General features: G+C 47.4%; 9 protein-coding genes and 1 tRNA gene. 5 read left to right on the top strand and 5 right to left on the bottom strand.

What is annotated here, in order from left to right:
- Window positions 1-50: 50 nt before the first annotated feature.
- From murA to QUB25_RS02530, 5 genes are all read left to right on the top strand, one after another.
- The gene (murA, locus tag QUB25_RS02510; protein WP_333058994.1) at window positions 51-1,466 is read left to right on the top strand and encodes a UDP-N-acetylglucosamine 1-carboxyvinyltransferase; all 1,416 of its coding nucleotides are present in this window, start codon (window positions 51-53) and stop codon (window positions 1,464-1,466) included.
- Window positions 1,467-1,602: 136 nt separating this feature from the next.
- Window positions 1,603-2,472 carry a M48 family metallopeptidase gene (locus QUB25_RS02515; RefSeq protein ID WP_333181978.1) on the top strand — a complete coding sequence of 290 codons (870 nt, stop codon included), beginning with the start codon at window positions 1,603-1,605 and terminating at the stop codon, window positions 2,470-2,472.
- Window positions 2,451-2,532, top strand: a tRNA-Leu gene (locus tag QUB25_RS02520). Before QUB25_RS02515 ends, QUB25_RS02520 begins: the two co-directional genes overlap by 22 nt.
- 161 nt (window positions 2,533-2,693) lie before the next feature.
- Window positions 2,694-3,569, top strand: a complete 876-nt coding sequence (locus QUB25_RS02525; RefSeq protein ID WP_333181909.1) for a DMT family transporter — start codon at window positions 2,694-2,696, stop codon at window positions 3,567-3,569.
- Between the two features lie 85 nt (window positions 3,570-3,654).
- Window positions 3,655-3,849, top strand: coding sequence for a hypothetical protein (locus QUB25_RS02530; protein ID WP_333181910.1), 195 nt, complete (start codon window positions 3,655-3,657; stop codon window positions 3,847-3,849).
- A gap of 164 nt (window positions 3,850-4,013) precedes the next feature.
- On the opposite strand, the gene QUB25_RS02535 is transcribed toward QUB25_RS02530, so the two are convergent.
- From QUB25_RS02535 to cysC, 5 genes are all read right to left on the bottom strand, one after another.
- Window positions 4,014-5,651: an acetolactate synthase large subunit gene (locus QUB25_RS02535; protein ID WP_333034870.1), complete on the bottom strand. Its 1,638-nt coding sequence runs from the start codon at window positions 5,649-5,651 to the stop codon at window positions 4,014-4,016.
- A 144-nt stretch (window positions 5,652-5,795) separates the two neighbouring features.
- Window positions 5,796-7,163 (bottom strand): NAD-dependent succinate-semialdehyde dehydrogenase, encoded by a 1,368-nt coding sequence (locus QUB25_RS02540; RefSeq protein ID WP_333181911.1) that lies wholly within the window; start codon window positions 7,161-7,163, stop codon window positions 5,796-5,798.
- A gap of 566 nt (window positions 7,164-7,729) precedes the next feature.
- Window positions 7,730-10,054, bottom strand: a complete 2,325-nt coding sequence (locus QUB25_RS02545; protein WP_333181912.1) for a polysaccharide biosynthesis tyrosine autokinase — start codon at window positions 10,052-10,054, stop codon at window positions 7,730-7,732.
- 142 nt (window positions 10,055-10,196) lie between these two features.
- A complete protein-coding gene (locus QUB25_RS02550; RefSeq protein ID WP_333181913.1) occupies window positions 10,197-11,924 on the bottom strand; it encodes an SLBB domain-containing protein in 1,728 nt (575 codons plus the stop codon).
- A 37-nt stretch (window positions 11,925-11,961) separates the two neighbouring features.
- Window positions 11,962-12,486, bottom strand: a complete 525-nt coding sequence (gene cysC, locus QUB25_RS02555; protein ID WP_333034878.1) for an adenylyl-sulfate kinase — start codon at window positions 12,484-12,486, stop codon at window positions 11,962-11,964.
- Window positions 12,487-12,561 lie beyond the last annotated feature (75 nt).

Genomic DNA, 12,561 nt, shown 5'->3' on the forward strand with positions numbered 1-12,561 from the left:
TACCCCTAGACATATAAAAACTTTCCGGTAAAATCGAACCAAAATTAATAATGTATAAAGTAACGAAGCGAATTATGGAGGGCAAACCCATTACACCAGCTCAGAACTCATCTAACCTGCCAGCTTCACCTGAAAGCGACCAACAAGTATTGCAAATTTGGGGTCGCCAGCCCCTTAAAGGACACGTTAAAATCAGCGGCGCCAAAAACTCGGCCTTAGTCGTCATGGCAGGAGCCTTGCTCTGCCCAGAGGATTGCCGTCTCCGCAACGTTCCCGGTCTAGTCGATGTCGCCCGCATGGGACAAATTCTCTCGGCTGTAGGAGTCAAATTACAGCAGAACGGCGACGTTTTAGACATCAACGCCAGCAACCTCATAGACGCTCAAGCCCCCTACGAATTAGTCAGCCAACTGCGGGCGAGCTTCTTCATCATCGGCCCACTGCTAGCGCGTTTGGGATTTGCCAAAGTGCCCTTGCCCGGTGGGTGCGCCATCGGTGCCCGACCCGTTGAACTCCACGTTCGCGGTCTGCAAGCCCTCGGTGCCGAAGTCCACATCGACCACGGCACGGTTCACGCTTACGTCAAAGGGCCGAACCGCCGCCTGAAAGGAGCCAAAATTTATTTGGACTACCCCAGCGTCGGCGCAACTGAAACTTTGATGATGGCGGCGACTCTGGCTGAAGGAGAAACCATAATTGAAAATGCGGCTCAAGAGCCGGAAGTCGCTGATTTGGCGAATTTCTGCCGCGCCATGGGAGCAAAAATTCAAGGCGCCGGCACGAATACGATCGTCATTTCGGGAGTTCCCAAGCTGCACGCGGTAGACTATTCAATTATTCCCGATCGCATTGAAGCCGGAACATTTTTAGTAGCCGGAGCCATCACTCACTCGGAAATCAGTTTGTCGCCGGTAATTCCCGACCACCTGACCGCAGTTATTGCCAAATTGCAGACAATTGGCGCGAAAATTATTGCCGAATCCCCCGACATTTTGCGGATAGTTCCGGGCCAAACTCACTCGGCCACAGACATCGAAACTCTGCCTTATCCCGGTTTCCCCACAGATATGCAAGCTCAGTTTATGGCCTTGCTGACGCTGAGCGAAGGCGACAGCTTGATCAAAGAAACCGTGTTTGAGAATCGCTTGCGCCACGTAGCAGAGCTCAACCGCATGGGCGCAGACATTCGCCTTAAAGGCAATGTAGCGATTGTGCGCGGAGTGTCGCGGCTGTCGGGTGCGCCGGTAGTGGCAACAGATTTGCGCGCTTCGGCGGCGTTAGTGTTAGCGGGACTTGCTGCCGATGGTGTCACCACCATCAGCAGCTTGCAGCACTTAGACCGCGGCTACGAGCAGTTAGAGGTGAAACTGCAAAAATTAGGAGCTAAGTTGCGGCGTGTCAAAGAGGGTACAGACCCGGCGACTGCTGAGGCTCCTGTCAATCCCGTGCGATCGGGTTTAAAGTAGTCAGAAGGAAGAAGGAAGAAGGAAGAAGGAAGAAGGAAGAGGAAAAAAGGAAGAAGCAAAAGAATTCCCCATGCCCAATTCCCTATGCCCCATGCCCAATTCCCAATTCCCAATTCCCCATTCCCAACTGACTAAAATGTCGAAAATACCGCTCATCGGTTTGAAAGCAGACCAGTTTCGCCACCCGCTAGACCTGGAAGCTACCAGCACTCTCAAACAACTGCCCGGCCTGGATTTGATCGTGCGGCAGTTGCTGGGACAACTGGGCGAACAGTTTTTTATGCTGGAAAATCTGGCTTCCAGCGTCCAAGTCGGCGAAAATCAATTGCCCCACCTGCATCAATTGCTTTTGGATGCCTGCAAAACTCTTGATTTGGAACCGCCGCAGCTTTATGTCCGCCAGCATCCGATGCCAAATGCTTACACCTTTGCGATGCGGGGAAAACAGCCTTTTGTGGTGATGCACACTTCTCTGATTGATTTGCTCACAGACGAGGAAGTTAAGGCAGTAATTGCTCACGAGTTGGGGCATTTGAAGTGCGAGCACGGAGTTTACCTGACTCTGGCTAATTTAATTGTGTTGGCCGCGGGCCAAATTTCCCCTGTGGGAACCGTGCTCGCTCAGGGTTTGCAGGCGCAAATGTTGGAATGGTTGCGGTGTGCGGAATTTACGTGCGATCGCGCCGCCTTGCTCGCGACTCAAGACCCAAGAGTGGTAGCATCACTGTTGATGAAACTGGCCGGAGGTTCGCCGACTTTAGCTCCGAAACTGAATGTCGATGCGTTTTTGGCGCAGGCCCGGGCCTACGACGACCTCAGCACCACTCAACTGGGAGAAATGCTCAAACAAGCTCAGACGGCTCAGTTGTCCCATCCTGTACCAGTCTTGCGCGCCAGAGAGATCGATCGCTGGGCAAGTTCAAAAGATTATGAATCTTTGCTTGCAGGAAATCGATCTGTGTGTTATGATGGTGAAACGAAAAAGGGCGGGTGGCGAAATTGGTAGACGCATCAGACTCAAAATCTGACACCGAAAGGTATGAGAGTTCGATTCTCTCCCCGCCCACTGCTAGAAAAGCTTAATAAATCTAGGGTTCCAGATGATTAGTCTGGAACCCTAATTTATATGGCATTGGGAATTGGCCATCGGGCATCGGGCATCGGGAATGGCCAATTGCCAATTGCGAATTAGTAACTAATGACAACAGTCAACAGTCAACAAATTTTATGGGTGAAATCGCCGCTTTAGGCGCTGCATTTGTCTGGGCTCTATCTTCCACCATCTGGCAGCGAGTGGGACAGCAAATCCCCGCAGTGGTGCTCAACTTGCTCAAAGGTGCGATCGCCCTTTTCATGCTCCTTGCCACTGTACTAATTTTAGGAAAATCTTTACCCGCAATCAACCCTAATATTTTAGCAATGCTGCTGATTAGCGGCGGCCTAGGAATTGGCATCGGAGACACCGCTTTCTTTATTGTATTAAAATATTTAGGCGCGAGGCGAACGCTACTTTTAGAAACCCTATCTCCCCCTTTAACAGCTTTATTGGGCTTAATCTTTTTGCAAGAAAACTTATCACCCATTGCTTGTACTGGCATTCTTTTAACAATCTGCGGCGTAGCGTGGGTAATTGCAGAACGAACAGCCGAAACAACCTTATCATCAAAACATATTTGGCAGGGATTAGGTATTAGTTTATTAGGACAAACAAGCCACGCCGCTGGTGCAATTTTATCCCGCGCCGCCTTCACTCAAATAGATATCGATCCTCTGTGGACTGCGGCATTTCGTTTGAGCGGTGGTATGGCAGTCATGCTGTGCTTTTTAAAGCCAACAAACCTTGACAGTTTCAAACAATTAAAATCCTCAAAAACATTAGGTGCCATAATTGTGGCAGCTTTTTTAGGAACCTATCTCGGGATTTTCCTGCAACAGACTGCACTGAAATATGCACCCGCAGCAATTGCTCAAACACTCAGTTCTACCAGTCCCCTATTTATACTGCCTTTAGCAGTGCTGGCGGGCGAAAAAGTGAGCATTCGGGCTGTTTTGGGGGTAGTTGGTGCGATCGGCGGAATTGCCTTGTTATTGGGTTTGAAGTGATTAGATTTGATATCAATTCCGGTGGCACCGAAATGATTGTTGACTGTTGACTGTTGACGGGCGGGTCGAAAAACTGAATGGTTGAGTGTTAACTGTTGACTCGATTAGGCACGGCGCCGTGTCCTGGCAGTGGGTAATATTAATTCCGATGCTACCGGATTTGATATCACAACTCCGACAAGTGGAAACAAAACTCTACGGAGAGATTGAGAAGCAAATTGCAACCGCTCGCCAGAAGGAAGAGGAAGTTATTTATGCTTTTCATACTTGGGTAAAATAATTGGCAGAAGTACATTGCCGAATGTCCAGAAGTCCCCACAGTTGACCAAGGCGAAACCATAGAAGAAGCGATCGCCAATCTTAAACAAGCTACAAAACTCTATCTCGAAGAATGTCCATTGTTAGAACCCCGACTTCTTTAAGAAGTCGGGGCTCTAGCTACTCTTACAAATTGCAACTCATATCCCCAGATAATTGACTGAAACGCGCATTTTCCCGATAGTCTACCGGACAATCAATCACGCAAGGGACATCTTGAGCCAGGGCTTCTTTAAGGATGGGAATAAAATCGGTTGCAGATTCCACACGATAGCCTTTTAAACCCATACTTTCGGCAAATTTCACAAAATCGGGATTGCCAAATTTGACGAAATCGGAATGACCAAAATAATCTTGCTGCTTCCATTCAATTAACCCGTAACCGCCATCATTAAAGATCAGCGTCACAAAATTAGTACCGACTCGCAAAGCAGTTTCTAACTCTTGGCAATTCATCATAAAACCGCCGTCGCCGGTGGCTGCTATTACTTTGCGATCGGGATAAACGAGTTTTGCAGCCACCGCACCCGGAATCGCAATTCCCATCGCCGCAAATCCGTTAGAAATCAAACAGGTATTCGGGCGATCGCAATGATAGTGGCGCGCGATCCACATTTTGTGAGCTCCCACATCAGATATAAGAATATCTTCCGGGCCCAGGACTTGCCGCAAATCGTAAATGAGTTTTTGTGGCTTGATCGGGAAACCGTCGTCGGCTGCATATTGTTCGTACCCAGCGCGAATATCCGCCCGCAATTGCTTAGCAAAAGGGTCTACTTTCTCCATGCGATCGGCACGCTGCAAAATTTCATTGAGGGAATCAGAAATATCTCCCACAACTTCTATAAGAGGAATATAACTGCTGTCAATTTCTGCTGGCAAAGATCCAATGTGAATAATCGGAATTGTTCCTTCTGGATTCCACTTTTTCGGGGAATATTCAATCAAATCGTAGCCAACAGCAATCACTAAATCCGTTTCTTCAAAAGCACAACTAATATAATCCCGTTTCTGCAATCCCGTCGTCCAAAGCGCCAAAGGATGAGTGTAAGGAATTACACCTTTGCCCATGAAAGTATTAGCTACAGGAATATTCAATCGAGTAGCAAATTGTGTCAAAGCATCGCTGGCGTTAGCGCGGATCGCGCCGTTTCCTACTAAAAGCAGAGGACTTTTTGCCTTGGAAATTGCCACAGCGGCTTTATTCAAGCTTTGGTAAGCGCCAAAAGTTTTTTCACGGTTGTCTTTGGTGAGCGGATTTCCTTCAGCAGGCATTGCTGCGATGTTTTCAGGTAAGTCAATGTGAACTGCTCCCGGCTTTTCGCTTTGAGCTACTTTAAAGGCTTTGCGGACAATTTCTGCAGTCGTGCTGGGGCGAACAATTTGAGCATTCCACTTAGTAACTGGCTCAAACATGGCGACCAAATCTAAATATTGGTGCGATTCTATGTGCATCCTGTCTGTGCCAACTTGTCCGGTAATTGCTATTAAAGGAGCGCCGTCTAAGTTGGCGTCAGCAACTCCTGTCATTAAGTTAGTTGCGCCTGGGCCCAAGGTGGACAAGCAAACGCCGGCTTTGCCGGTGAGACGACCGTAAACGTCAGCCATGAAAGCCGCGCCTTGTTCGTGCCGAGTAGTAATAAATTTAATTGAAGAGTTTCTCAGGGCTTCTAGAATTTCTAAATTTTCTTCTCCAGGAAGTCCGAAGACGTATTCGACGCCTTCATTTTCTAAACATTTTACCAATAGTTGAGCTGTGTTCATTTCCGTTTCTCTCCTCGGTTAATGTGGGTTTTTGGTCTTTTTAAACCGATCGCAAAAATACTAAATGGGAATTTTTAACCGCAGGTAAACGCAGATAAACGCAGACTTCTGTAGATTTGTGCGATCGGTTGATAGAGTGGGAGCTTATTTCACCCACACTGTTTTTATGTTAACAAATTCGTGCATTCCTTGGATGCTCAATTCGCGTCCGTAACCGGAGCGTTTGATGCCGCCGAAGGGCAATCTCGGGTCGGATTTTACTAAACCGTTGATGAATACCGCGCCGGCCTCTAGTTCGGAAATAAAGCGATCGCTCTCTGAGTTTACTGTAGTCCAAGCTGACGCACCCAAGCCAAAAGATGTGCTGTTTGCGAGGGCGATCGCCTCATCCATGTCTGCAACTCGGAATACTAAAGCTACGGGCCCGAAAAATTCTTCTTGACGGGCAGAGGCATTCGGGGGAATGTCTGCCAGAATAGTTGGCAAGTAGAAATTGCCGGCCTTCTCTGACAATGGGCCGCCACCTGTCAGAAGTTTTGCTCCCGATTGGATGCAAGTTTGCACTTGATTGTCCAAGTCTTTGAGGATTGCGGGAGTAGCTAAAGGGCCGATATCGGTTTCTGGCAACATCGGATCGCCTACTTTTAATTGCTCGAATTTTTCGACAAATCCTGTGATGAATTCGTCGGCAATCTCTTCTGCTAAAATAAAGCGTTTGGCGGCGATGCAAGATTGACCGTTATTGAGCACCCGCGACGTTACAGCCGTTGATAAAGCTGCTGCTAAATCGGCGCTGGGCATCACAATAAACGGGTCGCTTCCTCCCAATTCCAGCACTACTTTTTTCAAATTTTTGCCCGCATTTGCTGCCAAACTTTCACCCGCTGGTTCGCTACCGGTGAGAGTTGCTGCTTTTATACGATCGTCCGCAACGATATCGGCTACTTTGTCGGCGCCGACTAACAAAGTTTGAAAAACTCCCTCGGGAAAGCCAGCAAGCGTAAAAATTTCTTCGATTTTCAAAGCACACTGCGGCACGTTGGAAGCGTGTTTGAGCAAGCCGACATTGCCCGCCATCAGTGCTGGCGCCGCAAACCGAAAAACTTGCCAAAATGGGAAATTCCACGGCATAACGGCTAAAATAGGACCCAGCGGTTGGTAGCGGACAAAGCTGCTGCTAGCGTCAGTGGTTGCCGGTACGTCTGCCATAAATTGAGCGGCATTTTTCGCGTAATACCGACAAACTAAGGCGCATTTTTCCACTTCGCCGATCGCAGATTTGAGCGTTTTGCCCATTTCCAGGGTCATCATTTCAGCGTAAATTTCGCGATCGCGCTCCAAGATGTCTGCTGCTTTCTGCATCCACAGAGCTCTCTGCTCAAACGGCAGTTGGCGGTATTTTTTAAAAGCTTGCTGTGCTAATTCCAGCTTAGCTTCTATTACCTCATCCGCGATCGGCTCGAAAGTTTTCAGCGTTTCTCCCGTTGCCGGGTTGATAGTAGCAATAGCCATGGTTTTATCTCCTGTGTGAAAAACACAAAACTCCCTGCTAGTTTTCAGCCTAGGCAGGGAGTTGTATTAAGGTATTAGAAAATAGGAATTTACCAGCCACGTTTTCTTTCAGGTCTTGCCAATTTGCAAGTGCCGCGATTTGTTTAAATTTCTCCTACTTTTAATTATAGTTCAGAGTCTCGATCGCAAATCTTAAGAAAATTTGTCTTTCTGAAATCACGCACAAATCTCAAGAACAGGCTAGACGGCCTGTTCCACAAAAGTTAAATGTTCTTGTGGGGCGTCCCGCCCGCCCCTGATATCGTTTCCGGTTGCATCGGAATAATAAAATCGAGTCAACAGTTAACACTCAACCATTCAGTTTTTCGACCCGCCCGTCAACAGTCAACAGTCAACAGTCAACAGTCAACAATCATAAGGAGTGCAACCGGAATTGATATGACAGCTTTATTCACAATTAATGGTGCAAGATGGATGAAATATCTTGTCGGGTGTCACGCCCGCCTTGCATTCTCAAGAACAGACCCGACGGCCTGTTCCATTACACATTTCTCCATTCCTCTCCCTCAAACAGACTGTTCCTGGACGTAATCCTGCACGTAAGACTGATAGTAATACCTGCTGCCTTTATCGTTATTCGCCACCATTCCCAACAGCGGAATTCCCGCCATTTTTAAATCTTCAAAAGCCAACAACAGCGCCTCCCGCTGAGTTTGATGCAGCCCTACTACCAGCATCAATCCGTTAGTGTGAGCCGCCAACAAATTCGCATCCGCCAAACCTAAAAGCGGCGCAGTATCGTAAATAACTAAGTCAAAATGACTTGACAAAGCTGCCATTAAATGCTGCATTTTTCGGGAAGAAAGCACCTTTGTGGGATCGAGAGGAACCGGGCCGGAAGTTAACACAAACAAATTTTCATCACGGGGCGATCGCACAATCACCTGTTGCACATCCACATCCTCAGCAATCACATTGTGCAGGCCTTGCCAATTCGGTAAACCCAGCATTTCGTGTACCTGCGGGCGCCGTAAATCCCCATCCACCAACAGCACTTGCTGACCCATTGCAGCCGCCGCCCGCGCCAGATTTACTGCTACCGTAGACTTGCCGTCACCTACTTGACAAGAAGTAATTACACAAGAATTGATCGGAGTCTCAAGGTTTAATAAGCGAATATTAGCATTGAGCGATCGAAAAGCTTCTTGAAAAGCATCCGTCGGCATCGGCGAAATTGCCACATCCAGCGGGCTTGTCTCAGCAGGAGGAAGTCTCAAAATTTTATCGCTAGCAGGAATTACCCCCAACAAAGGCAGGCGAATGGACTGTTTGACATCCTCTGGAGTTTGGAACACCGTTTTATTTTTAAACCGTTCCGCCAACTGCGCCGCCAGCATACCGAACAGCAAACCAGCCAATCCCCCCAAAGCCAAATTCAAAGGCATAATCGGAGCAACAGCCCTCAACTCGCCATTTTTGTAACGTGGAATTTCCGGCTTAGCAATAACTTCCCAAGCCACCTCTTTTTTGCCCACAGCTTCAAGCTGCAAAGCTTGCTGTTTTGCCAGCAAACTATTCAGCGTATTGTTAGTCAAATCCAACTCGCGCTGCAAATCGGAATAGCGCCGCAAAATCACCGGGAATTTTTGAGAGTATTGATTCAACTGCTTAGCAGCTTGTTCCAAAACTTGATTCCGCACGCCCAGCACCTGAATTAAATTAGCAGTACCGATAAACTGCTCGATTAACTTAATCCGCACCGGATCTTGAAAAGTCAGCACTTGCGAATTTACCTTAGCCAAATCAGTTCCCAGAACCTGTTGGGCTTCTTTCTTCAACAAAGGAATCAGGTTCTTGCGCTGTTCTCGCAACAATTGCATTTGCGGAGTTTGGTCTGTAAACGTAGCCGAGTTAATCGCAATTTGCCCTTCTAATTGCTGCAATTGAGTCAGCATCGCTTGATAGCGGGGAGCTTGACTCAGAGCCGAGGCCATCAGCGCTTGCTGCTGGTTCAGTCCGAGCTGATTTTGTAGATTGGAATAGAGCAATCTCTGCTGATTGAGCTGCGTTTGCGCGTCCAATCTTTGTGCTTGAAGTTGGGTGATTTGCTGCGAAAGCTGTTGGGTTTGAATTTGCGGGTCGATGAAATTGTACTGCTGCCGCAATTTTTGAATTTCTGTTTGCAGAGCTTGTTGGCGCTTTTGCTGGTTGGGAATTTGCGATTTCACAAAATCCAAAGTCTGACTAATTTGAGTTGTGGTATCTTGCACGCTGTAGTTGCGGTAGCCTAGCGCAACTTTTTCCAAAACAAACTGAATTTTTTTCGGATCATAATCCCGATATCTAACTTCGATAATCTTGGTATTTTTGAATCGATTAATCGACAACCTAGTTTCCTGAGAAAAAGGCACATTATCTGCTTTTTGGTTCAAGAGGTAGTTGTAATTTATTTCAGGATACTTAGCCTGCAACTGTTTAATAATCGGCGACATTACTTGCGGGCTTTGCAAAACTTGAATTTGGGATTCGTAGTCAAAACCGGCATTTTCCGTCGTCGCGGGGCCCGCTGGTTGCAGTTTCAGCTCACCGGAGTATATTTTTGCTAAAGTATTTTGCGTAACTGCTGGTTCTACTAATAATTGAAAGCGCCCTTCGTACTCGCTTTTTTGATTCAGTGTCCAGGCGAAAACTCCGGTAGTCACTGCCGCTGCTACGCCGATGACTAAGATGGAGCGACTGCGACAAACTTCCCAAAAACTTAACTCTTCTGCCTCGGTTTTGTTTCTGCCTAAAAACTGATCTTCTTCATAAAGCCCAGAAGACATTTTTTGCACATCAGCGTTTTTTTTATGATTAAACAGTGCTACGTGAGATTGTTTCCCTGGTTTCATTTGAGTTCTACAACTTATTAGTTTAAACGTCTGTATTGGTGGCTGAGTTTCAGGAAATCGGTTGATTCCTAGATATTTCATTACCAAACCGCAATTTTTTTATAAAGCGGGTTTCTGAGGTCTTAATGCCAGTCTATTCAACTCACCGAAAAATATCGAACAACCGGAATATTCCTAACAGCGGGCTGAGAGGAGCGAGAGTCCCGCCTACATTATCCGAGAACGTCGCGCGACCCGATCGCCTTACCATAATTACATCATTATTTTGCAGTTTTGGATTAGTTTCTTCATTGGCAGTTGCGGAAAAATCAACCTTAACAGTTAGCTGCGAAACAGTGCCGTTAGGATTGAGGCGAATTAAATTCACCGAATCCATTTCTGCCCGCGCTTTATTAAAACCTCCGGCTGCTACCAGCGCTTGATTTAAAGTAGTGTTGGGCAGCACCGCCATCGCTCCGGGTTTCACGACTTCTCCTACAATGTTCACCCTAATCGTATCCGGTGAAAAATTAGAATTAGCAACTTGTTCGTCTTGGGTTTCATCGAGGTTTTCGGCTTTGGGAACGATTACCGTATCTCCCTGTTGCAGCGCTAAATCTTGGGATACATCTCCCCCTTCCAAAAGTTGCCACAAATTCACATTAATAATTTGTTCTGTACCCGCGCGTGTCAGGCGGCGAACTTGTATTTGTCTGATATCAGCTACAGGCGTAATACCGCCCGCCATTTTAATTGCCCTCGTTACAGTTTGCTGCAAAACAGTTTCCCCGCCGTTGGTTTCCCTAGCAGCAAACAAACCAGAATTTTCACCCATTTCATTCTCTTGTACCCTACTTTGAGCCTCTTTTGCCAAAGTATAAGTACCGGGGCGAGTTACTTCGCCCACCACAGCAATATTAATTGGTTGAGTGCTTTGTCCGGTAATATTAGCTACTGCTAAAGTCGGTGCTTCTTGGCGGTTGAGGCTAGTTACAGTGGGAATAAATATAGTATCGCCGTCCCGCAAAGTCATATCGGCCCGCAAATCGCCGTTTTGCAATAATTCCCACAAATCCACACTAATAATTTGTTCCGGTGCGTTGCGCTGGGGGCGGCGGATTTTGATTTGCCGCACGTCTGCTGACTGCGTAATTCCGCCGGCCATTCGCAGAGCCCGCGATATCGTTGGCATTTGAGTTCCCATTTGCTCTGCTGTGCCTCCGGGGCCTGCTGCTGAGGATATTGTATAGGCTCCGGGGCGGTTGATTTCGCCCGCGATCGCAATTTGCAAAGGACGCGGCGCCAGCAGTTTCAGGGTAATCCAGGGACGTTTAAGGTATTTGCCATATTTGTCTTTAACAGCATTAGAAGCTTGTTCTAGGGTCATCCCGTACACCGAAACGCTGCCAACTAACGGCAAATTCAGGGAACCGTCTGCCTGTACTTGGTGTTGACCGTTAGGGCCGCTGTATTCCGGGACGTTGAAGATGTCCATTTGAATACGATCGCCCGCTCCCAAAGTGTAAACTTCCGATCGTACACTTGAAGGTGCACTTGCCGGAAACCCCTGAAATCCCGGCGCTAGAGGTACCGGTACAGGAACAGGAGAACCCGCATCAGCAGGAGGAGGAGGAGGAGGCATAAACTGGGCAGCCGCAGGAGATGAACCCACCGCCGCCAGCACTGACACTGTTAAACTTTGAATCATTAAACTTTTGACAGCATTGCTTGCCCAATAACTTAGCTTGCAGCTTTTGCTGGGAACCTCTGCCTCAGCCCCTTTCCTTGCCGGAAAGGAGAGAAATTCTTCCCTTTCCCTCTCCGCGAAGGGGGCACAAGGGTGAGATTTTTTCTCAAGTTGCACCTTGCGCGAATAACTTTTCACCACCATCGCTTTTTGCCCCTATCCTCATCCAACCCCGCCAACATCAAATGTAACCCAACTCTTCTAACTTGCTGAGAACTTTTTTAGCACTCTCTTCCACACTTTCTCGCTCTGTGTAACAAATAATCTCAGGATTGAGCGGTTCTTCATAAGGATCGTCAATTCCCGTAAAACCCTTAATTTCTCCTGCTCTCGCCTTAGCATATAGCCCCTTGACATCGCGACCTTCGCACACTTCTAACGGCGCTGTGATATATACTTCAACAAAATTGGGCTCCATTGCTCTAATTTCGTCGCGAATTGCTCTGTAGGGGCTAATAGCTGCGGTCATTACGGCTACTCCATTGCGGCTCAGCAGGTGAGCTACAAATCCAATCCGCCGAATATTAGTATCTCTGTCTTCTTGGCTAAATCCCAAACCTTTTGACAAGTTGGTGCGAACGACATCTCCATCCAATATTTCAACTTTGCAACCTCTGGCCTTCAATTCGGGTTCGAGAGCTTTGGTGATAGTTGTCTTGCCGGAACCGCTCAGCCCGGTAAACCACAAAATAAAACCTTTTTCCATTTTCAGCCGTTAATTAGTAACTGGGAAATTATTAAGACGTAAAACTTTATAGATGCTGTTCCCTTTTTTCTATTA

The organism is Microcoleus sp. B3-D7 (genome assembly GCF_036705305.1).
Classification (GTDB): domain Bacteria; phylum Cyanobacteriota; class Cyanobacteriia; order Cyanobacteriales; family Microcoleaceae; genus Microcoleus.